Source organism: Bacteroides sp. MSK.18.37 (assembly GCF_019129155.2).
GTDB lineage: Bacteria > Bacteroidota > Bacteroidia > Bacteroidales > Bacteroidaceae > Bacteroides > Bacteroides ovatus.
Window position 1 is genome coordinate 5,197,108 of sequence record NZ_JAHOIB020000001.1, and the last position, 21,278, is coordinate 5,218,385.

Below are 21,278 nucleotides of genomic sequence, written 5' to 3' on the forward strand. Positions count from 1 at the left end.
TAAATTATGAGAAAAATAAAAATTCAATCCATTCTTGCGGCAGTTGCCGGACTTTTCCTGGCAACGAGTTGTAGCAGCAGTTTTTTGGATACGGACCCCACAGATGCGGTAAGTTCGGATAAGGTATCTGTACCCGAAAATGCGGAGGCACTTGTGAATGGTGCCTGGTATAATCTGTTTGATTATTCAAGTACCTATGCCAATATCGGTTATCGGGCACTTCAGTGTCTGGATGATATGATGGCAAGTGATATTGTTTCCCGTCCGAAATATGGTTTTAACTCTTCGTATCAGTTTAATGATATAGCGCAATCCTCAAATGGTAGAACAGAGTTTGCCTGGTATCTGATATATAAAACGATAGATAATTGTAACACTGCCATTTCTATCAAGGGGGATTCGGAAGAACTCCGTCAGGCACAGGGACAAGCATTGGCATTACGCGCCTTTTGTTATTTGCACTTGGTACAGCATTATCAATTCACCTACTTGAAAGATAAAGATGCTTCGTGTGTTCCTATATATACCGAACCTAGCAATAGCTCCACTGTACCGAAAGGAAAATCAACAGTGGCACAGGTTTATCAGCTTATTTTCGACGACCTCACTTTGGCGAAGGACTATTTGAAAAACTATGTCCGCAGCGGTGATAATCAAAAGTTCAAACCAAATGTAGCAGTAGTCAACGGTCTTTTGGCTCGTGCTTACTTGCTGACAGGACAGTGGGAAGAAGCTGCGAAAGCTGCTGAAGCAGCACGTGCAGGATATACGTTGATGACAACTACAGCCGAGTATGAAGGTTTTAATAATATTTCCAATAAAGAATGGATATGGGGATTTCCTCAAATTCCTTCCCAATCGGATGCCAGCTATAATTTCTATTATTTGGATGCAACATACGTAGGAGCATATAGCAGCTTTATGGCTGATCCCCATCTGAAAGATACATTTACCGAAGGTGATATTCGTTTACCTTTGTTTCAATGGATGCGTGAAGGATATTTGGGATATAAGAAATTTCACATGCGTGCAGATGATACGGCTGATCTGGTCTTGATGCGTGCTGCTGAAATGTATTTGATAGAAGCGGAGGCGAAAGTTCGTGATGGTGTAGCGTTGGCACAGGCTGTAGCTCCATTGAATACATTGCGTAATGCCCGTGGAGTAGGGGATTATGAGGTGACAGGAAAATCACAGGAAGATGTAATCAATGAGATTCTGATGGAACGTCGCCGTGAACTTTGGGGAGAAGGATTTGGTATTACCGATATACTTCGTACACAAAAGGCAGTAGAACGTGCTGCTTTATCGGATGAGATGCAAAAGACAGAAGTCGATTGCTGGCAGGAGGGTGGTAGCTTTGAAAAACGAAATCCTCTGGGACATTGGTTCCTTAACTTCCCGAACGGTAAACCGTTTACAGTAAATAGCACCTATTATTTATATGCTATTCCACAGAAAGAAATTAACGCTAACCCTAACATATAAATAGCTCTCTTAATTTTTTGACTTTGACCTTAACTTGTAGACCGGTATACGTCGTGACGACGCATACCGGTCGTTTTCTTTGGAAAAGAGGGAGCGCAAAATGTGACACACCCTATTTTATTTAATCTAATCTTATTCTATTTTTTTCTTCTTCAAATTAGGTAAAAAGAATGTGACCAATCCTAGTAGCGGCATATAAGCACAGATATTATATACATATTCAATACTCGTTTTATCCGCTAAATTACCGAGTACAGCAGATGCTACACCAGCCACCCCGAATGCAAATCCAAAGAATAACCCTGATATTAATCCGAGCTTGGTAGGAAGCAATTCCTGTGCATAAAGCAATATGGCGGGAAAAGCGGAAGAAAGCATCAATCCCACACAGAAGCTAAGGATAATAGTCCACATCAAATTAGCATGTGGCATTAGTAAACTGAACGGGGCAGCTCCTAAAATAGAAGCCCAAATCACATACTTCCGACCGATACGGTCACCGACAGGTCCGCCGATTAATGTTCCGATAGCAGTAGCTACCAGAAAGATAAATAAATATAGCTGCGAATCTTGTACACTTACATTGAATTTATGAATCAAATAGAAAGTATAATAACTCGTGAGACTTGCCATATAGATATATTTGGAGAAAATCAGAATCAGCAATATCGCGATTGAAAGGGCTGTCTTATCCATAGGCAAAGGAAGATGAACAGGTTTTCTAACACTGACAGTCTGTGCTTTCATCCGGTTTAGATATGATTTATACCATTTGCAAATTGGGTACATCACTCCGATAGCAGCTAAAGCCACAAATGCAAATACGATGAGATGTTGTCTGCCATAAGGAGCCACCAATAGAGCAACCAGTAAAGGACCTAATGAACCTCCGAAGTTGCCACCTACCTGAAAGAGTGATTGTGCCAGTCCACGTTTTCCGCCGGAGGCAAGGAACGTGATACGGGAGGCTTCCGGATGCAGTACGGAAGAGCCAATTCCGATTAAGAATACGGAGGCTAATATCCAGTATAGATTATCAGAGAATGCTAAGTTTATCAAACCAATCAGTGTAAAGCTCATTCCGATAGGCAATGACCATGCGACGGGATGCTTATCAAAGAAAATTCCGGTAATCGGTTGAAAAACTGAAGCGGAAAGTTGATAAACTAGTGTGATAAGTCCGATTTGCGCGAAACTAAGTCCTAAATCATCTTTAAATAAAGGATAAGATGCTGATAGCACCGACTGTAAAAGATCGTTGAGGCAATGCGAAAGACTCAATGCAATCAAAATGGAAAATGTAATTTTTCCTACGGGTTGTTCCTGATTCTGTACCATAATACCTATTTACTATTGAAGTGTTCCTGAAAAATCGGCTGCAAAGGTACGGAAACTTCCCGTTTCTCAATATATATTTGCTGTGATTAATTCAATATGATAGGAATAAAGCTCTAAGACTAAGGATTGTAAATTGTCGTTAATTCAGTTTTGAGTGACTGAACTATTCTTCATACCTACTGTTGTTAAATAAAAAAGGAGGATTATATGGGCTTTATATGGTATATCGTTATTGGTATTGTGGCTGGATTCCTCGCAGGTAAAATAATGCGCGGCGGAGGTTTTGGTCTTGTTATAAATTTATTACTTGGTATTCTTGGAGGTGTACTGGGCGGTTGGGTGTTTGCCCTTTTCGGACTGGCAGCTTCAGGACTGATCGGAAGTTTGATAACTTCCACCGTAGGAGCTATCCTTGTATTGTGGATTGCTTCTTTATTCTCGAAATCTAAATAGATATTTATATAATTTATTTTTAATCCTAAAAACAGAACTTGATTATGGAATGTAGACATGGAAATTTCTGGATTGGACTCGGAATTGGGTCAATCCTTGGCGCAGTAGCTTATCGTCTTTCACGTACAGCAAAAGCAAAACAATTAGAAAGTGAAATTTATAATGCTATCCATCGCATAGGTCGTGATGCTGAAATAGCTGCTGCTCATGCTGAAAGAAAAGCAGTGGATCTTGGACTTAAAGCAGTAGAAGCCGGTGCGGAAATTGCTGATAAAGTAGCAGATGAAGCCGATAAAGTGGCTGGAAAAGCAAAAGATAAGTGGGGGAAATAAGAACTCCAAAACGGGTAATCGATTTAAATAGAATCGGTTACCTGTTTTATTTTATATACGTTTAATCTTTTATTTCTAGCCTTATCAGTCACTATTTGAATGATGTGTGCACGAACACATATTGGTGTGTCTTCTCCATTATTTTCACTTCCTTCAAGAATCAAAAGCTATTTTCCCTCTGATTTCTCATCTGATAAATGCTTTTTTCTCTATACTATCTTTACTTTTTCTTATGTTTAACAACATGTATACTTCCTGGTTGTTCTGGTTAACTAGCTGATTATTAATAATATGTTCTTTATTGTATGTTATGTGTGTGCGCACACACTATTGCTTAATTCAATAATTCATTTTACTTTTGTCGATGAAAAACAAGATACTTATCAATAAATGGATAAAGAGTTTTCAAATATTCGGATTGTAGACATTGCTAAGATGGCAGGTGTCTCTGTTGGCACGGTAGATCGTGTAATCCATAATCGTGGTAGGGTATCTGAAGAAAATAGGAAAAAGGTACAGGCGATTCTGGAGATGGTACATTACCAGCCCAATCTGATGGCACGTTCATTGGCGGCCTCCAAAAAGCAATATCATCTTCTAGCGATTACTCCTTCTTTTGTTCAGGGAGAGTATTGGGAAGCTATTTCGGAAGGTATAGATAAAGCAGCGTCGGAAATGGAATCGTATAACATCACCATTACCAAACTCTTTTTCGATCAATATAATAACAAGACTTTTGATGATATCATCCGTAATCTGCTGAATGAGAAAGTAGATGGTGTATTGATTGCGACTTTGTTTACGGATTCTGTTATCCGGCTTTCGCAGGAACTTGACAGGAATGAAATACCTTATGTGTATGTTGACTCCAACATTGGAGGGCAACATCAACTGGCTTATTTCGGAACGGAGTCTTATGATGCCGGAGTGATTGCTGCCAGATTGTTGATGGACCGGCTTTCTTCGTCTTCCGATATATTGATGGCGCGAATTATTCATAGTGGGAAGAATGACTCTAATCAGGGAAAGAACAGGCGCGAAGGTTTCTGCCATTATCTCACGGAAACAGGGTTCAACGGAAATCTGCATGAAGTGGAGTTGAAAATAAATGATTCAGTGTATAACTTCATGAAACTGGATGAAATATTTGAAGCTAATCCAAATATAAATGGGGCTGTTATCTTCAATTCAACTTGTTATATTTTAGGGAATTACCTGAAAGCGAGAGGAATGCAGTCTGTTAAATTGGTTGGTTATGACCTTATCGGGAGAAATACACAGTTGCTTTCCGAAGGTGTCATAACCGCATTGATTGCGCAGCGTCCGGAGCGTCAGGGATATGATGGTATTAAATCATTGTGTAATCATCTGTTGTTCAAACAGGGCAGTGAAAAGGTTAATTTGATGCCTATCGATATTCTTCTCAAAGAGAATCTGAAATATTATCTGAACAATAAATTATAAACATATAAATTTGTAAGAACCATGAATGAATTATTTAACGTAAAAGGCAAAGTAGTTGTTATCACCGGTGGAGCTGGTATTTTAGGTAAAGGTATTGCTGCGTATCTCGCAAAGGAAGGTGCAAAAGTAGTTGTGCTCGACAGAAGTGGAGAAGCAGGAAAAGCATTGGTAGACAGTATCAAAGCCGAAGGAAATGAAGCCATGTTCCTTTACACGGATGTGATGGATAAAGAAGTGTTGGAAGGCAACAAAGTGGAAATCATGAAGGCTTATGGCCGTATTGATGTATTGTTGAACGCTGCCGGAGGTAACATGGCAGGTGCAACTATTGCTCCGGATAAAACTTTTTTCGATTTACAGATTGACGCATTCAAGAAAGTAGTGGATTTGAACCTTTTCGGTACAGTATTGCCTACGATGGTATTTGCTGAAATTATGGTAGAACAGAAGAAAGGTTCTATTGTAAACTTCTGTTCTGAATCGGCTCTTCGTCCATTGACCCGTGTGGTAGGTTATGGTGCGGCAAAAGCAGCTATTGCCAACTTTACTAAATATATGGCTGGCGAACTGGCTTTGAAATTCGGTAACGGTCTGCGTGTAAATGCCATCGCTCCGGGATTTTTCCTGACCGATCAGAATCGTGCGTTATTGACTAATCCGGATGGTTCTCTGACCGATCGTTCAAAGACCATTCTCGCTCATACTCCATTCAACCGTTTCGGTGAACCGGAAGACCTTTATGGAACAATCCATTATTTGATTAGCGATGCTTCTAATTTCGTAACAGGTACAGTAGCTGTTATCGACGGTGGATTTGATGCATTCTCTATCTAATATTGGGATGGTATCATTCTGTTTTTAATCATAATTAGTAACTTGTAATCAGGAAAGAATAATATGTATTTATGTGAACAAACTTGGCGCTGGTATGGTCCTAATGACCCGGTTAGCTTGTGGGATATTAAGCAGGCAGGCGCTACTGGTATAGTAAATGCTCTTCATCACATTCCAAATGGTGAAGTGTGGACAGTAGAAGAGATCATGAAGCGTAAGCAAATGATTGAAGAAGTGGGTCTGACATGGTCTGTGGTAGAAAGTGTACCTGTACACGAGCATATCAAAACACAGACGGGCGACTTTATGAAATACATCGAAAACTATAAGGAAAGTATCCGTAATCTGGCGAAGTGTGGCGTGATGGTAGTTACTTATAACTTCATGCCTGTATTGGACTGGACCCGCACAGATCTTGCCTATACAATGCCGGACGGCTCTAAAGCACTCCGCTTTGAAAAAGCAGCTTTTGTAGCTTTCGATCTTTTCATCTTGAAACGTCCGAATGCTGAAAAAGACTATACTCCGGAAGAAATAGCTAAAGCGAAAGCTCGTTTTGAGCAGATGAGCGAAGACGACAAGAAATTGTTGGTTCGTAATATGATTGCCGGACTTCCGGGTTCGGAAGAAAGTTTCACAGTAGAACAATTTCAGCAAGCATTAGATCGTTATGACGATATTGATGCAGAGAAGCTTCGTTCCAACCTGATTTTTTTCTTAAAAGAAATTGCTCCTGTTGCCGATGAAGTAGGAGTGAAACTGGTGATTCATCCGGATGATCCTCCTTATACCATCTTAGGTTTGCCTCGTATTTTGAGTACGGAAGAGGATTTCAAGAAATTGATTGAAGCCGTACCTAACGAATCTAATGGCCTCTGCTTGTGTACAGGCTCTTTCGGTGTGCGTGCCGACAATGATCTTGCAGGTATGATGGAGCGTTTTGGCGACCGTGTGAACTTCGTACACTTGCGCAGTACACAACGTGACGAGGAAGGAAACTTCTACGAAGCTAATCACTTGGAAGGAAATGTAGACATGTACAACGTAATGAAGAGCCTTATTCTTCTACAACAGCGTCGTAAATGCTCTATCGCTATGCGTCCCGACCACGGACATCAAATGATTGATGACTTGAAAAAGAAAACGAATCCGGGATATTCTTGCCTGGGCCGTCTTCGCGGATTGGCTGAACTTCGCGGCTTGGAAATGGGTATTGCAAAATCTATCCTCTAATCGAAGTACATAGTTAGCACTTTATTATCAAACACTACGGCTATTATTGATTGAAATAATAGTTGTAGTGTTTTTCATTTGCTCTTTTTCACTGGTTGAGGAATAAGTGAAGCGAATAAATCTCCAACATGTATATCTTTATCAGCTTTCTTTGTTTTTCTTTCTTTTTTCGGTTCGGGAATAATAAGTAAAGCTATTTGTGCGCAAGCCTCTGCATCTGCCAGTGCGTGGTGGTGATTCTCTAAATGATATCCGCATCGTTCTGCTACCGTATGCAACTGATGATTGGGCAAATCTTTTCCAAAGACTTTCCTCGAAGTACGGCAAGTACAATAAAACTTATAATCAGGATAAGTCATGTCATATAATTCGTGAACCGCCCGGAGACAACCTTCATCAAAAGGACTGTTGTGCGCTACAAGTGGCAGACCGTCTATCAATGGTTTGATTTCCGCCCATACTTCCGGAAATTCGTCGGCTTCCATCGTGTCGTCGTAAGTTAAGCCATGAACAGCTGTGGTCCATTGCGTATAATAATTGGGGCGGGGACGGATCAGACGATAGATTTTATTCGTTATTTTTCCTTCCCTTACGATGACAACCCCAACACTGCATACGCTGGTACGTTTGCCGTTGGCTGTTTCAAAGTCGATAGCTGCAAAGTTTATCATCGTTTCTATTATTTTTTCGGATACAAATATAGCATAAAAAATGAGGTTGGAGAAAATATAGTAACAGGATTGGCAAATAGAAACCTTTTACTAAAAATTGAATTAAAATGGACTTTGGGGAAACATTTCCAATAAAAAACTCTTCTTTTAAAGAATTTACACTATTTTTGTTCGACATAAACCAAAGGCATGGACAAAATGGAAAATCCGGGACCATTTGCCCCCTCCTGTCCAAATCAAATTGATCCCCTGAATCCAATCTAAATTGATCCCTTTTGTCCAGCTGAAAGTGACCCCTTCAAATTGAACGTACGGATATACTGGTGATGTTCCGCTTCCGGATATCACAACGAAAGAAAAGGCGCAGCAATATATCGGTTTGGATATGGCTGCCGAAAAGGTAGGCAAAGATAAATTTCTCGAAGAAATTGTCCCTGAATGGCTTCAAAAGGCAAAGGCAAACGGACGCATCGTTGATTAGAATTTATTTTCGCTATATTTGCGTACAAAATAGATCCATGTATACAGAATATCAGCCTTCTCATTTACTTGTTCCCTACATTGATAGCTATTGGGAGTTTAAGGGCAATCCGGATTATGGTATGCGCATCCATATTCTGCCGGATGGTTGTACCGATTTTATATTTACGCTGGGAGAGGTGGCTAATGCTGTTGAAGAAGGGAGTCTGATTATGCAACCCTATCGTTCCTATTTTGTAGGACCTATGACAAAATATTCGGAACTCGTCACTTATACAGAATCGATTCACATGTTTGGCGTTCGTTTTTTACCTTGTGGTTTGTCTTGCTTTACAAACCTGCCTCTACACGAATTTGTGAATAGCAGAGTCAGTACTAATGAGATGAAGGCTGTTTTTGATGACACTTTTATTGAAAAATTAGGTGAGCAGAAGCATGTCACAGATCGAATACGAGTAGTGGAAGAATATTTGCTGGCATATTTGGCGCGTCATTATCAGCCTGCCGATTCTCATGTCGCTATGGCAGTGAACATGATTAATCATTCCAAAGGAAAACGTTCAGTTCGCAGCTTGATGGATGATGTCTGTTTGTGTCAGCGTCATTTTGAGAGAAAGTTCAAGCATTATACCGGATTTACTCCTAAAGAATACAGCCGTATTGTTAAATTTAAGAATGCTGTGGAATTGTTGAGAACCACAACATCAGCCAATCTGTTGACTACGGCAGTTGATGCAGGATACTATGATTTAGCGCATTTTTCAAAAGAGATTAAGTCGATGTCCGGCAATACTCCTGCGTCTTTTCTTTCCCTAACCGTTCCGGAAGAAACCACACTTACTTATATCGAACCACAAAGATAGATTAGGTAAAAGTCGCTTTTTTACAATAGAATGGGAAGATATGCCGTTACCTTTGCAAGGTTAATAAAAAACAATCAATTTATGACCACAAAAACAATGAAAGAGAAAGCAACAGAATTGTTGCAGAGATGTGAAGTAGTTACCCTTGCTTCTGTGAATAAAGAAGGTTATCCCCGTCCTGTGCCGATGAGCAAAATCCTGGCAGAAGGAATTTCCACTATCTGGATGTCTACCGGAGCAGATTCACTAAAAACAATTGATTTCTTATCGAATCCGAAAGCAGGATTATGCTTTCAGGATAAAGGAGACAGCGTGGCGTTAACGGGGAAAGTGGAAGTTGTAACTGACGAAAAGATGAAGCAGGAACTTTGGCAGGATTGGTTTATCGATCATTTTCCCGGTGGTCCCACTGATCCCGGCTATGTCTTGTTGAAATTTGAATCGAATCACGCAACTTATTGGATTGAAGGAACATTTATCCATAAGAAACTCGACTAATTCTACTCGGAAAGATAGAGGAATAGCGGATTTAATGAGGCTGTTCTCGAACAGCCTCGTAATTCATTTAGAATTCAAATTTTTCCAATTTCATTTCAGCCAATTTCTGAATGATACCTACATATTGAGCGAAATGAGGAGATTTTTCGTGTGCTGCCAATACTTCGGCATTCTGCCAAGTTTCGCAAATCATGAAAACGTCAGGACGCGTGCTGCTTTCGAAAGTATCATAAGCAATGCATCCTTCTTCTTTTAAAGAACAGGCAGTCAGTTCTTTTGCCGCTTTTATCGCTTCTTCGCGGTTGGATTCGTTTACACGAACAAAAACATTTAATCTGATCATAGTCTTTTTTATTTATATAATTAAAAGAATTGCTTTCTCACAGTATCTGTGAAAAGTCGGAGGCAAAGATACTATTTTTCTATACTTCTGGTGAGTTTATTTCAAAAATTCATATAAACTTCATGTCATCCTAAAAAAACAATTATATTTGCATCTGAATTCTAAAAGCAATGATTTTGGGCACAATTCTTAAATTTGTTATAGCTTAATATTAGCCTCATAAACCACAGGCTAATTTCTTTCGTTTGAGTAGTTCTATACTTGAACAGGTTTTTCATTTTATCATTTTTATTATTCACTGCATCGTTTTTCAAAACTGATGCAATTAAGGTATTCAGGCTTTTAGTCCGGTTTATGCTAATCAGATGGGAGTGGTGGGTGCGTTGAGAATGAATGGAAAATTTCGTAAGAAATAGTAAGCTGAACATAGAAGAAGAAATAAAAAGGATTGAGCTTCAGACGGTTGATCCTTTGGATAGAATCAGGCAGATCATTGGTGTCGTACAGGTTTCACTGACCTCGCTGAAAACAGCTGTTGCCGGATATCAGTTTCGAAGTGCTGAAGAAGAGATTCTTTTCTTTAAAGTATCGAAACCGCAGATTTCCGGTCTGTTGATGTTTTATGTCCGTTTGTATCAGATTGAAAAGAATCGTATCGACAAATCTCTGTCATCCCAATGCAGATATCTGAAGATTGAATTGGAGAACCTGCAAAAATTATTTTTGAATAATGACTTTTATGAATATTATCGTGTCGGTCGGACAGAGCTTGATAGCCGCTATTTCATTCGGGAGAATTATGATATTCTTTCTGATATACATTGTCATCTACTGGATAGAGATATTTCTTTTACCACCTTGCATGATTCGAGTGTTGCAGAAATTTTGGCGAATAATCGTTTGATAGAATATGTGTCGGAAGAAATAGAGCAACTGACAGAGAAACTTCATCTTAAATTCACTTCCATTGTAGACAGTAAACTGTTGCAATGGACGGACAGTAAAGTTGCTTTGGTTGAGTTTATCTATGCCTTGTATGCAGGTAAATGCTTTAATAATGGAAATACGAGTTTGAAAGACATTGCTTTTTGTTGCGAAACACTGTTTAATATCGAGATAGGTGATTTTTATCGTATATTCTTGGAAATCAGGAATAGAAAGAAAAGCAGAACCCAATTTCTGGATAAGTTGAAAGAACAGATTATAAAGATGATGGATGAGCTTGACAGATAAATTTCAGGGCGTCTTGTGACATCTTGTGAATTATACAAATGGCTATTATCCAACTTTGCGGAGAAATATAATTGATTCACAAAGAAAGATAATCGCTTTTGTATAGTTATGGAAACAACATTTACATGGGAGATAAGGGTGAAGAATTGCCCCTTATTAATTAAGAAATGCAGTCACTGTGATAGTGACCGCTTTTATTGCAGTGATAAGTTCAGGATGAATGCACAGAAGAAAAACATTGATGTCTGGCTGATTTATAGATGTGTGAAATGTGATAACACTTGTAATATGACTCTGTTGTCACGAACTAAACCCGACTTGATTGATAAAAAGCTCTTTCACAGCTTTTCTATGAATGACAGGGAAGTTGCCTGGCAATATGCCTTTTCTGCCGGAGTGGCAAGTAGGAATAATCTTCAATTAGATTATGACAGTGTTGAATATGAGGTGATAAATACCGTCTCTTTAGAAGACATCCTGAATATGAGTAGTGAGATCATAAGTATCCAAGTCAAGTGTGATTTCGACTTGAGCCTTAAATTATCCTCATTGATAAAAAGATGTCTGCCTCTTTCCAGTACCCGCTTGAAGCTGCTGTTTGAAAAAGGGTATATTTCTTTACTTTCCGGCAAAACATCTTCCAAGTGTAAGGTAAAGAATGGCGATACTATTTTGATGGATCGAAAAAGCCTGATTGATTTCTTGGGATAAAATCGGTTTTACAGTTTTTTTTAATAGCTTTGTGAAATGATAATTCGCATTCTGTAAAAGAGGTTGTACTATTAAGATGGAAGATATGAAAAAGGTATGTTTATTAGCTTTTGTTTTGTTTACTTGGAGTATCGTTGTGAATGCACAGGAAAGTGATGGACGATACGTTGAAGTGACCGGTTCTTCTGAAATAGAAGTCGTTCCGGATGAGATTCATTTTCTGGTTCAGATTAAGGAGTATTGGCAAGAAGAATACACCGGTAAATCAAAAAAAGAAGAAGATTTTCATACGAAAGTGCCATTGGCAATGATAGAGAAAGATTTGCGTAAAAGTTTACGCAAAATAGGAATAACGGATGATGCTATCCGCACACAGGAAATAGGAGATTATTGGCGTCAGAGAGGAAAGGAGTTTCTGATAGGTAAGCAATTGGATATCCGGCTTACGGATTTTGAGCAGATTAACTCTATTATTCGTTCAGTCAATACGTGGGGAATTGAGTCCATGCGCATCGGAGAACTCAAACATAAGGATTTGCCAATGTATCGGAAACAAGGTAAGATTGAAGCACTGAAGGCTGCCCGTGAGAAAGCATCTTATCTGGTGGAAGCGATGGGGCAGCAGTTGGGTGAAGTGATTCGTATCATCGAACCTGCCGATAATAACATAAGCCGTTATCTTCCTTTCGAAGCGCAGAGCAATGTAAGCATGGGTGCGGCAGCTACCGAGCAGTACCGGGTTATCAAGCTACGGTATGAAATGATGGCTCGTTTTGCCATTAAATAAAAATAGTCTATCTTTGTCGCATGACAAGAAATAATAAATCGGATTTGGTTTAGTAAACAATCTGTGTTTCTGATACAGATTGTCCTTTCGTTTGCTCTCGGATGATTCCTTCCGGGAGTACTCTTTATGTCTTTATAATTTCAATTTTTAACTTGCGTACAAGGGTGCTAAAAGCATCGTGGTGCTTTGTAACGTGTACGCTGTATACATTAAGATCATGAATAACGAAAATCAAACAATTCACAAATTCGACTTTAATTTAAACTGGTATGGCTGGAATGATAAACTAAGCCAACTAAAACAAGAATCACTCTACAGCACTCTTCCTCATGGACGTATATCCATAGTACATCGTACCTGCTACGAGGTCGTTTCCGAAAACGGATTGTTTCAGTGTGAACTCACGGGAAACATGATGTATGGGAAATCTGATGCTGAATTACCCTGTACGGGTGATTGGGTGCTTTTTCAACCATTTGATGAGAATAAAGGGATTATTGTCTATATGCTACCTCGTGAGCGGACATTGTATCGCAAGAAAAGTGGTACAGTTGCCGATAAGCAGGCCATTGCTTCTTACGTCGATAAAGCATTTATTGTGCAGAGTCTTGACGATAATTTCAATGTCCGCAGAGTAGAACGTTTTATGGTTCAGGTATTAGAAGAAAACATCAAGCCTGTATTGGTACTTAATAAATCCGATTTAGATTTTGACAGGCAGAGTGTTGAAGAACAAATAAATCATATCTCCAATCAGATACCCGTATTTTTTACGAGCATTCATCAACCCCAAACGATTCTCCGGTTGCGGGAATCCATATCAGAGGGAGAAACTGTTGTGTTTGTCGGTTCTTCGGGTGTCGGGAAAAGTTCTCTGGTAAATGCACTCTGTGAAAAATCTGTGTTGCTTACCTCCGATATAAGCCTGTCCACAGGAAAAGGCCGGCATACATCAACCCGTCGGGAAATGGTATTGATGAATGATTCGGGTGTTTTAATCGATACTCCGGGTGTGCGTGAATTTGGCTTGGTTATCGACAATCCAGACTCACTGGCCGAAGTACTTGAAATCTCTGACTATGCAGAATCGTGCCGTTTCAAAGATTGCAAGCATATCAACGAACCGGGTTGTGCTGTTTTAGAAGCAGTCAATAGCGGTGTGTTAGATTATAAAGTTTATGCAAGCTATCTGAAACTTCGCCGGGAAGCGTGGCACTTTTCAGCTTCCGAACATGAGAAACGTAAAAAGGAGAAGTCCTTTACAAAACTTGTAGAAGAAGTAAAGAATCGTAAGGCAAATCGCTGATTTCTATTTAAACGATGCAGGTATTGGAATTTATTTTTTTCTTTAAAAGAGCAAAAAAGTTTTAGTTGCGCAAAAAGGCTGCGCACCACTGCATCTATCTTTGTCGAAGAAACAAGAAAACAGGTCAAGTACGGGTTACTTCCATACATCCTGTTAAGATATTGACTCATACGATTATCAGTTTTCCTGTTTCGTAAAGGGGCAGTAGCTCAGTGGGTAGAGCATCATACATAATCTTGAGATTATCCTGATGAAAAAGGTCAATTAAGATTTACTTCTATCCTGTGATGGTCGTCGGTTCGACTCCGGCCTGCTCCACAAAAAATAAATATAGAGGTAGGACAGCAGCTTCGGGATTATCTGAAATGAGGTCAACCGGGGCTTACTTCTTAACGGTGGATAACGCTGGTTCGAATCCGGCCTGTTCTACCTCTTTTTATCAACTAAGGTCAAGGAAGACTTACTTCAAAACCGCAGGAATGCTCCATTGATTCACAGTCTTCCGATTACCTTACTTAAAAAAACAAAGTTATGAATAAAGATTTGTTGAAAGTGTCTATCAGGCAGAATGCAATCTATTTGCCTTTGATAGAAGAAGAGAAAAAGCAGGAAGAGTTGACTTCGACTACCATTGCATTGGTAGCCCAACTCCGTAAAGTAGGATATAGCTTGTCCGAAGAACTGCTGCATGCCGTTAATCAGTTATATCCGGCTCAACAGATGATGATTCTTCAGGTGATGAAAGAAGCATTGGGCGTGACGCTAAACTGGGCTCCATTGGTGAAAGGGTGGGATGTACCTACCGGAGAAACGCGCTTGGATCATCTGGTTACATGGATCGCTAACCTGTTTAATAGCCAGAAAGGCGTTAAACTACCTTGCGGACACGTGATCCCTGATAATACATTCCCTATGGAACGATACAATGGTTGTCCGTTCTGCGGAACCCCGTTCCAAACGGCTACTACGGAATATTTCGGACAGGGAAGTAAACTGAAAGTGCTGGAACTTTGGCAGGACAAGGAGCTGAATGCTTTTTTCTGTGACTTGCTTGAATCGCGTACAGCTCTTGATGCCACACAAGCGGATAGCTTGAAAATAATGCTTGGCGAACTTCCGTTACCGGCAGTCGGAATCAAAATGAAGGAGACATTGATGTTGGTGATAGATACATTGGTGGAACAGGATAGAGCGCAGGAAGCGCAAATCTATTTCTCTACTCCGAATGATATATTGCGTTATCTGTGGTATAAGAAAACCGGATTCCTGCAAATCATAGAGCCTAAGACTATTATCCGTAAAACAGGTAGAAACAACACACATATATGTGGAGTTTTGGATAAAAGTCGTTCGGCAGCTCAAGCGAAGCGTGAGGAGTTGAAGTTGAAATATACGCGTCGTGAATGTAAAATGGTAGCTCTTTGGTTGAACAACCTGACAATGGCTCCGGAGAAGGCTTGCGAAATCATGCATCCGAAAAGAGAGATGTGGGTACGTATGATACGTGCGTTGCGTCTGGCGGAATATGCCCGTAAGCCGGAATTCGGAAATTTGAAGGAATTGATGGATATATTCTACCGCGAGGCATATACCGTTTGGCAGGGAGAAGTGGAGCGCAACCGTTTGAAGGCGGATGCGGAACAGACATTTGCTTTGTTAAAGCAGCGACCGGGTATGTTTGCACGTTCTTTATTTGCGAATATGCTTTGGTTCGGAGCGGAAGAGACGTTGGCTGCATTTAAAGAAGTGGTTCATTTGTTGCCGGCACGTTTGGTAGTTACTTTGGGTATGTATGCGGAGAGCTACTTTGAACCGGGACGTAAGAGAATGGTGAAACCTTTAGGGGGGAATGCTCTTTTGATAGAACCACATTATTTGGTGGGTCTGTATATGGAGGATCAGCTAAAAGCGATGGTGAAGGATGTACAGGATTTGTGTAAGGAAGTCGTAGCTGCCCGTTTCGCCAGTGCAACTGTCGAAAGTGAAAACAAAAGTATGTATATTGACCCTATGTTGTTCCATATTCCGTTGGCTATCGGCGATCGTAGCGAAACAATTCAGGATACTTCCTGTGCTTTGCAGGGAACGCGTTTCCCGGTAGAGGGGGATAAAGTGCGATTGTTTATGCAGTGGGGAAAAGGGCTTCCGGCACAGCATCTTGACATGGACTTGAGTTGTCATATCACTTTGCCTTCCACAACAGAAGTTTGTTCCTTCTTCAACTTGCAAGCTATTGGCGCTAAACATAGCGGGGATATCCGAAGTATTCCTAATAAGAAAGGTACTGCTGAATATATCGAGCTGGATTTGAATGAACTGAACCGTGTAGGTGCGGAATATGTCGCTTTCACTTGCAATGCATATAGCAACGGGACTATCTCTCCTAATCTGGTGGTAGGTTGGATGAACTCTGCCTATCCAATGAAGATATCGGAAAGAACAGGAGTAGCTTACGATCCTTCTTGCGTACAACATCAGGTACGTATTTCCCAAAGTTTGCAGAAAGGGCTTGTTTTCGGAGTTCTGAAAGTGAAAGAACGGGAAATCGTTTGGCTGGAAATACCTTTTGGTGGACAGACGATTCTTTCTTTGGATACACAGACCATTGAAAAGTATCTGGATAAGCTGGAAGCGAAAACAACTGTTGGTGAACTGTTAGCTGTCAAAGCACAGGCACAGGGATTGAAGTTAGTTGATATTCCGGAAGCGGACGAGATATATACTCGTGAATGGGCATTGAATACTGCCGCTGTGACTAAATTACTGTTGGGTGATTAAATTCTTGGGAGGAATTGTCTTTTTCCTCCTAAGATTTAAAGGTCGTATCGCATAAAGTTATACCTTTGTATGCGATAGATTAATCGTCTGACAGCTGTTGAACTTTCGTCTGACAACTGTTATCTTTCCGTCTGACAACTGTCAGACGAAAAAGATACAGCTGTCAGACGATTATTTTTATATGAACTGAAGATTAAAGTTCAATGAACAGGCGATTAAATATACGTAGTGAAAGTAATAAATGTATGAACTAATAAAAAGATATACTTATGAGTGCTCAATATGATTTGTATGAAACACCGGATCCTGATTGTACCGGAGAACAAAAGCCTTTGCATGCCCGTATCGTTCCAAATGGAACTTACTCGAAGAAAGAATTCATGGAACGTGTATCTCGTTCTTCCCAGACTTTTAACTATAACGTGATAGATGCGGTAGTAGGAGTTGTATTGGATGAACTAGCCGAAACGTTAGCAGAGGGATATATCGTAGAACTTGGCGAACTCGGGCATTTTAGCATCTCTTTGAAATGTACGCATAAAGTAATGACTAAACGTGAGATTCGTGCCGAATCAATCTGTTTTGATAACGTGCATTTGCGCACTTCCAAAGAGTTCAAAAGGAAGATTAAGCGTGAAATAGAGTTGGAACGTGTGGATAAATCCAAACACTCTTCTCAAAAAGTGGAATTTTCTATGGAGCAACGCCAACAGCTTTTACAGGAATTTCTAAAGAAAAATGGTGGTATTACCCGATTGGAATATAGTAGCCTGACCGGACTTTCCCGACTGAAAGCAATAGATGATTTGAATACTTTCATTGAGAAAGGGATTCTTCGTAAACGTGGAGCTGGAAGAGCCGTGTTTTATGTTTGGCAACAAGAGTAATAACAATCAATTCAAAGATTTCTTCTTGTTATTGCTAACAATTTTGTACCTTTGTTTGTCTATAGAAAAAACAGTAGGATTATGGCAAGTATAACAATTCCTTATGCAGTAGCAGATTTCATAGAAATGCGTGAACGTGGTTTCTATTACGTAGATAAGACCCAATATATAGCTAAGCTTGAAGATTATAAGGCTCCTGTATTTCTGCGTCCCCGTCGCTTTGGGAAGAGTTTGTTAGTCTCTACTCTAGCTTGCTATTATGACCGTACGAAAGCGCATCGGTTTGAAGAATTGTTTGGTGACACGTGGATTGGAAACCATCCGACAAAAGAACATAACCGTTATATGATAATCCGTTATGACTTCTCCGCAATGGTAATGTCAGACCATATTCAAGGGCTGGCACAGAATTTTAATGACTTGAATTGCGGTCCGGTAGAAGTAATGGTAGCACATAATCGTGATTTGTTTGGTGATTTTGAATTTAGCAATCGTGGCGATGCATCTAAAATGCTGGAAGAAGTGCTTACTTACGCCCGCTCTCACGAATTGCCTAAAGTCTATATTTTGATTGATGAATATGATAATTTCACCAATCAATTACTTACTGCCTATAATGATCCACTCTATGAAGAAGTTACTACTAATGACAGCTTTCTGCGTACTTTTTTTAAAGTAATTAAAAAAGGTATTGGTGAAGGTAGTATCCGTACTTGTTTTTGTACAGGTGTGCTGCCTGTCACTATGGATGATTTGACTAGTGGATATAATATTGCAGAGATATTGACTCTTGAGCCTAATTTCCTGAATATGCTTGGGTTTACATACGAAGAAACTGAAACATATCTACGTTATGTGCTTGATAAGTATTCTACAGGACAGGATCGCTTTGACGAAATATGGCAACTAATAGTGAGTAACTATGATGGTTATCGTTTCCGTCCGAATGGAGATCGGTTATTCAATGCCACTATCCTTACTTACTTCTTCAAGAAATTTGCAGCCAATGCCGGTAGTATTCCGGACGAATTGGTAGATGAAAATCTACGTACTGACATTCATTGGATTCGTCGGTTGACTCTTTCGCTGGATAATGCGAAAACGATGTTGGATGCATTGGTAATTGACGATGAATTGCCTTATAATGTGGCTGATCTTGCTAGTAAGTTTAATAAGAAAAAGTTTTTTGATAAAGAGTTTTATCCCATTAGTTTGTTTTATTTGGGAATGACGACGTTGAAGGATAAATTTGTAACCACATTGCCTAATATGACGATGCGTAGTGTATACATGGACTACTATAATCAACTGAACAAAATAGAAGGCAATGCACAACGTTATGTTCCTGTGTATCGGCACTATGATTCCAATCGAAGCTTAGAACCACTCGTTCAGAATTATTTCGAACAATATTTGGGACAATTTCCAGCACAAGTTTTTGATAAGATCAATGAAAACTTTATCCGGTGTTCTTTCTACGAACTGGTATCGCGTTATTTAAGTAGTTGTTATACCTTTGCCATCGAACAGAATAATTCAGTAGGCCGATCAGACTTTGAAATGACCGGTATTCCCGGTACAGATTACTATACGGATGATCGTGTGGTCGAATTTAAATATTATCGTATGAAAGAAGCTGAAAAGATGCTTGCGCTTTCCGAGCCTCTTCCCGAGCACGTGGAACAGGTGAAAAGATACGGTGAAGACACTAAGAAAAAGTTTCCTAATTATAATGTACGGACATATGTGGTGTACATTTGTGCTAATAAGGGATGGAAATGTTGGGAAGTATGAGACAATAAAATCTGCAATATTGCACTAACTGTTTATGAAAAATGAGAGTCATATTATCTCTCGAATGATTTCCGGAGATATAAATGCTTTTAAACTTCTTTTCGATCGTTACTATTCTCAAGTGCGTTTCTTCACATTGGGGATAGTGAAAGATTCTTTTGTTGCCGATGATATAGCTCAAAATGTATTTATCAAGGTCTGGACAAAAAGAGAATTGATTGATTGCGAACGGAAGTTTAATAACTATTTGTATTCCATCACAAAGAATGAGATAACAGATTATTTCCGTTCCTTAGTCATTTCAGAACCCTTGGAAAGCATTTCATATCTGAAGGATAGCGATCATACAGATGAAATGATAGAAAGTGTTTATGATCTATCGCATATTAAAGAACTGGTGATGAAAGAGGTGGATAATATGCCGCCGCAACGTCGTGCAGTGTTTGTCATGAGTCGTTTGCAAGGATTGTCTAATGATGAGATAGCCTCTAAACTAGGAATATCCAAACGCACGGTAGAACGCCATCTGAATATAGCGTTGCACATACTTCGTGAAAAACTGGGAGGATTTCTTTATTGGATTGCTGCTTTGTTCATTCTTTCTCTCTGATTTTAATTTTTCCGCTCTGCCATACTACTTTTTGTTACACCTCTATCCCCAATTAATAGTTTATAAATGTTAAAGTAGAAAAAGCATTGGGTGTACTTTTTCTAGCTTCCGTATATCAGATATAACCAGATAATACGAAGAAAAATGAAACTCTTACCTCCCGGAATATTGAAAGACTATTTCTATAACTTGAAGAAGGATATCACTTCAAGTGCGTTTGGACAATGGTTCATAGAGAATGAGTCTAAACCGGAATTCGATCAGGAATTGCAAGAAATTTGGAAAGAATCGTCTCAAGTAGCCTGTGACCGCGAAATGACTTCTTCTGCATTTGTGAAGGTCTGTGAAGCTATTGGCGGAGTAGCTCCGTCTCCTCAAAAGAGTACATTCACGAGAACAATACATTATCTGATACGTGTTGCAGCTATTCTGTTTATTCCTTTATTGGGAGCTACTCTTTATCTATATCTGGATAACAAGGAATCACAAGTCAACTGGATAGAAGTCTATGCCGAATATGGGCAAAAGAAAGAAGTTATTTTGCCCGACCAGAGTAAAGTCTGGCTGAATTCCGGTACACATATTATCTATCCCGAACGGTTTACCCAGGTTCGTCAGATATTTGTTAGCGGAGAAACCTTTCTGGAAGTGACAAAAGATCCGGAACGTCCTTTTATTGTAGATACAAAAGATTTAAGCATCAAAGTGCATGGAACAAGATTTAATGTACGTTCTTATACGGAAGATAAAGGCACGGAAGCCACACTGCTCGAAGGAAGTATTTCTTTGTTGGTGAAGGGAGATTTAAATCAGCATGATATTTTCCTTGTTCCGGGTGAGAAAGCTATACTGGATAAAAAACAAGTTAAACTTGAAAAGTTTGACGTCGATGGGTATCAATCCTGGCGAAACGGACAGTATACATTCAGAGACAAGACACTGCAAGAGATTATAACGGAACTTCAACGTCTGTTCAATGTTCAGATTGTGATAAGGGATAAAGCGCTACTCAAAGAAATTTTCTTTGTCACATTTGCCCAGGGACTTTCTTTGGATGAGATGCTCGAAGCATTGAATATAGACAATGAATTATGTATCAAGCGAGATCAGGATATTATTGAAATTTCAAGAAAGACGAGATAGACAACCCAGTTATTAACCTTAAAATACATGTG

Annotated in this window: 20 protein-coding genes, 1 tRNA gene and 1 pseudogene; 19 read left to right on the forward strand and 3 right to left on the reverse strand. The window is 39.6% G+C overall.

Annotated features, from left to right (window positions below):
- Positions 1-6: 6 nt before the first annotated feature.
- On the forward strand, positions 7-1,488 hold the full coding sequence (locus tag KSX81_RS19975; protein WP_004297127.1) for a RagB/SusD family nutrient uptake outer membrane protein: 1,482 nt from the start codon (positions 7-9) through the stop codon (positions 1,486-1,488).
- 132 nt (positions 1,489-1,620) lie between these two features.
- On the opposite strand, the gene KSX81_RS19980 is transcribed toward KSX81_RS19975, so the two are convergent.
- Positions 1,621-2,826, reverse strand: coding sequence for an MFS transporter (locus KSX81_RS19980; RefSeq protein WP_004297126.1), 1,206 nt, complete (start codon positions 2,824-2,826; stop codon positions 1,621-1,623).
- Positions 2,827-3,033: 207 nt separating this feature from the next.
- Here KSX81_RS19980 and KSX81_RS19985 point away from each other — a divergent pair, with 207 nt between their 5' ends.
- From KSX81_RS19985 to uxuA, 5 genes are all read left to right on the forward strand, one after another.
- Positions 3,034-3,279 (forward strand): GlsB/YeaQ/YmgE family stress response membrane protein, encoded by a 246-nt coding sequence (locus KSX81_RS19985; protein ID WP_004297125.1) that lies wholly within the window; start codon positions 3,034-3,036, stop codon positions 3,277-3,279.
- 44 nt (positions 3,280-3,323) lie between these two features.
- A complete protein-coding gene (locus KSX81_RS19990) occupies positions 3,324-3,611 on the forward strand; it encodes a YtxH domain-containing protein (protein ID WP_004297124.1) in 288 nt (95 codons plus the stop codon).
- A 390-nt stretch (positions 3,612-4,001) separates the two neighbouring features.
- Positions 4,002-5,075: a substrate-binding domain-containing protein gene (locus KSX81_RS19995; protein ID WP_004297122.1), complete on the forward strand. Its 1,074-nt coding sequence runs from the start codon at positions 4,002-4,004 to the stop codon at positions 5,073-5,075.
- Between the two features lie 21 nt (positions 5,076-5,096).
- Positions 5,097-5,909: an SDR family oxidoreductase gene (locus tag KSX81_RS20000; RefSeq protein WP_004297121.1), complete on the forward strand. Its 813-nt coding sequence runs from the start codon at positions 5,097-5,099 to the stop codon at positions 5,907-5,909.
- A gap of 63 nt (positions 5,910-5,972) precedes the next feature.
- Entirely contained in the window at positions 5,973-7,142 is a 1,170-nt protein-coding gene (gene uxuA, locus KSX81_RS20005; protein ID WP_004304108.1) for a mannonate dehydratase, read from the forward strand.
- A 74-nt stretch (positions 7,143-7,216) separates the two neighbouring features.
- Here the strand turns inward: uxuA and KSX81_RS20010 are convergent, their stop codons facing one another.
- The gene (locus KSX81_RS20010; protein WP_004297119.1) at positions 7,217-7,813 is read right to left on the reverse strand and encodes a 3'-5' exonuclease; all 597 of its coding nucleotides are present in this window, start codon (positions 7,811-7,813) and stop codon (positions 7,217-7,219) included.
- Between the two features lie 310 nt (positions 7,814-8,123).
- Here KSX81_RS20010 and KSX81_RS20015 point away from each other — a divergent pair.
- From KSX81_RS20015 to KSX81_RS20025, 3 genes and pseudogenes are all read left to right on the forward strand, one after another.
- Positions 8,124-8,294 (forward strand): annotated as a pseudogene (locus KSX81_RS20015) (ammonia-forming cytochrome c nitrite reductase subunit c552); the annotation flags it as partial.
- A gap of 37 nt (positions 8,295-8,331) precedes the next feature.
- Complete coding sequence (locus KSX81_RS20020) at positions 8,332-9,156, forward strand: helix-turn-helix domain-containing protein (protein WP_004297116.1); 825 nt, start codon at positions 8,332-8,334, stop codon at positions 9,154-9,156.
- Between the two features lie 81 nt (positions 9,157-9,237).
- Positions 9,238-9,654 (forward strand): pyridoxamine 5'-phosphate oxidase family protein, encoded by a 417-nt coding sequence (locus KSX81_RS20025; protein WP_004321324.1) that lies wholly within the window; start codon positions 9,238-9,240, stop codon positions 9,652-9,654.
- A 67-nt stretch (positions 9,655-9,721) separates the two neighbouring features.
- Here the strand turns inward: KSX81_RS20025 and KSX81_RS20030 are convergent, their stop codons facing one another.
- Positions 9,722-9,997: a putative quinol monooxygenase gene (locus tag KSX81_RS20030; RefSeq protein WP_004297114.1), complete on the reverse strand. Its 276-nt coding sequence runs from the start codon at positions 9,995-9,997 to the stop codon at positions 9,722-9,724.
- Between the two features lie 393 nt (positions 9,998-10,390).
- Here KSX81_RS20030 and KSX81_RS20035 point away from each other — a divergent pair, with 393 nt between their 5' ends.
- From KSX81_RS20035 to KSX81_RS20080, 10 genes are all read left to right on the forward strand, one after another.
- A complete protein-coding gene (locus tag KSX81_RS20035; protein WP_004297112.1) occupies positions 10,391-11,230 on the forward strand; it encodes an RteC domain-containing protein in 840 nt (279 codons plus the stop codon).
- Between the two features lie 108 nt (positions 11,231-11,338).
- The gene (locus KSX81_RS20040) at positions 11,339-11,941 is read left to right on the forward strand and encodes a DUF1062 domain-containing protein (protein ID WP_004304101.1); all 603 of its coding nucleotides are present in this window, start codon (positions 11,339-11,341) and stop codon (positions 11,939-11,941) included.
- A gap of 85 nt (positions 11,942-12,026) precedes the next feature.
- Positions 12,027-12,728 carry an SIMPL domain-containing protein gene (locus tag KSX81_RS20045; protein WP_004321318.1) on the forward strand — a complete coding sequence of 234 codons (702 nt, stop codon included), beginning with the start codon at positions 12,027-12,029 and terminating at the stop codon, positions 12,726-12,728.
- 217 nt (positions 12,729-12,945) lie between these two features.
- Complete coding sequence (rsgA, locus tag KSX81_RS20050) at positions 12,946-14,034, forward strand: ribosome small subunit-dependent GTPase A (RefSeq protein ID WP_004297109.1); 1,089 nt, start codon at positions 12,946-12,948, stop codon at positions 14,032-14,034.
- Between the two features lie 198 nt (positions 14,035-14,232).
- A tRNA-OTHER gene (locus KSX81_RS20055) sits at positions 14,233-14,352 on the forward strand.
- Positions 14,353-14,565: 213 nt separating this feature from the next.
- Positions 14,566-16,812 carry a hypothetical protein gene (locus KSX81_RS20060; RefSeq protein ID WP_004297108.1) on the forward strand — a complete coding sequence of 749 codons (2,247 nt, stop codon included), beginning with the start codon at positions 14,566-14,568 and terminating at the stop codon, positions 16,810-16,812.
- Between the two features lie 269 nt (positions 16,813-17,081).
- Positions 17,082-17,699, forward strand: a complete 618-nt coding sequence (locus KSX81_RS20065; protein WP_217725648.1) for an HU family DNA-binding protein — start codon at positions 17,082-17,084, stop codon at positions 17,697-17,699.
- Between the two features lie 81 nt (positions 17,700-17,780).
- A complete protein-coding gene (locus KSX81_RS20070) occupies positions 17,781-19,493 on the forward strand; it encodes an ATP-binding protein (protein ID WP_032844255.1) in 1,713 nt (570 codons plus the stop codon).
- A 34-nt stretch (positions 19,494-19,527) separates the two neighbouring features.
- On the forward strand, positions 19,528-20,103 hold the full coding sequence (locus tag KSX81_RS20075; protein WP_122135915.1) for an RNA polymerase sigma-70 factor: 576 nt from the start codon (positions 19,528-19,530) through the stop codon (positions 20,101-20,103).
- 144 nt (positions 20,104-20,247) lie between these two features.
- Positions 20,248-21,246 carry a FecR family protein gene (locus tag KSX81_RS20080; protein WP_195646462.1) on the forward strand — a complete coding sequence of 333 codons (999 nt, stop codon included), beginning with the start codon at positions 20,248-20,250 and terminating at the stop codon, positions 21,244-21,246.
- The last annotated feature ends 32 nt before the right edge of the window (positions 21,247-21,278 follow it).

Excerpts from the sequence above, each read along its gene's own strand:
- KSX81_RS20070 (WP_032844255.1), top strand. The coding sequence starts at position 17,781 with ATGGCAAGTATAACAATTCCTTATGCAGTAGCAGATTTCATAGAAATG.
- uxuA (WP_004304108.1), top strand. The coding sequence starts at position 5,973 with ATGTATTTATGTGAACAAACTTGGCGCTGGTATGGTCCTAATGACCCG.
- KSX81_RS19995 (WP_004297122.1), top strand. The coding sequence starts at position 4,002 with ATGGATAAAGAGTTTTCAAATATTCGGATTGTAGACATTGCTAAGATG.
- KSX81_RS19985 (WP_004297125.1), top strand. The coding sequence starts at position 3,034 with ATGGGCTTTATATGGTATATCGTTATTGGTATTGTGGCTGGATTCCTC.
- KSX81_RS20065 (WP_217725648.1), top strand. The coding sequence starts at position 17,082 with ATGAGTGCTCAATATGATTTGTATGAAACACCGGATCCTGATTGTACC.
- KSX81_RS20025 (WP_004321324.1), top strand. The coding sequence starts at position 9,238 with ATGACCACAAAAACAATGAAAGAGAAAGCAACAGAATTGTTGCAGAGA.
- KSX81_RS20040 (WP_004304101.1), top strand. The coding sequence starts at position 11,339 with ATGGAAACAACATTTACATGGGAGATAAGGGTGAAGAATTGCCCCTTA.
- KSX81_RS19980 (WP_004297126.1), bottom strand. The coding sequence starts at position 2,826 with ATGGTACAGAATCAGGAACAACCCGTAGGAAAAATTACATTTTCCATT.
- KSX81_RS20075 (WP_122135915.1), top strand. The coding sequence starts at position 19,528 with ATGAAAAATGAGAGTCATATTATCTCTCGAATGATTTCCGGAGATATA.
- rsgA (WP_004297109.1), top strand. The coding sequence starts at position 12,946 with ATGAATAACGAAAATCAAACAATTCACAAATTCGACTTTAATTTAAAC.
- KSX81_RS19975 (WP_004297127.1), top strand. The coding sequence starts at position 7 with ATGAGAAAAATAAAAATTCAATCCATTCTTGCGGCAGTTGCCGGACTT.
- KSX81_RS19990 (WP_004297124.1), top strand. The coding sequence starts at position 3,324 with ATGGAATGTAGACATGGAAATTTCTGGATTGGACTCGGAATTGGGTCA.
- KSX81_RS20020 (WP_004297116.1), top strand. The coding sequence starts at position 8,332 with ATGTATACAGAATATCAGCCTTCTCATTTACTTGTTCCCTACATTGAT.
- KSX81_RS20080 (WP_195646462.1), top strand. The coding sequence starts at position 20,248 with ATGAAACTCTTACCTCCCGGAATATTGAAAGACTATTTCTATAACTTG.
- KSX81_RS20035 (WP_004297112.1), top strand. The coding sequence starts at position 10,391 with ATGGAAAATTTCGTAAGAAATAGTAAGCTGAACATAGAAGAAGAAATA.
- KSX81_RS20045 (WP_004321318.1), top strand. The coding sequence starts at position 12,027 with ATGAAAAAGGTATGTTTATTAGCTTTTGTTTTGTTTACTTGGAGTATC.
- KSX81_RS20030 (WP_004297114.1), bottom strand. The coding sequence starts at position 9,997 with ATGATCAGATTAAATGTTTTTGTTCGTGTAAACGAATCCAACCGCGAA.
- KSX81_RS20010 (WP_004297119.1), bottom strand. The coding sequence starts at position 7,813 with ATGATAAACTTTGCAGCTATCGACTTTGAAACAGCCAACGGCAAACGT.
- KSX81_RS20060 (WP_004297108.1), top strand. The coding sequence starts at position 14,566 with ATGAATAAAGATTTGTTGAAAGTGTCTATCAGGCAGAATGCAATCTAT.
- KSX81_RS20000 (WP_004297121.1), top strand. The coding sequence starts at position 5,097 with ATGAATGAATTATTTAACGTAAAAGGCAAAGTAGTTGTTATCACCGGT.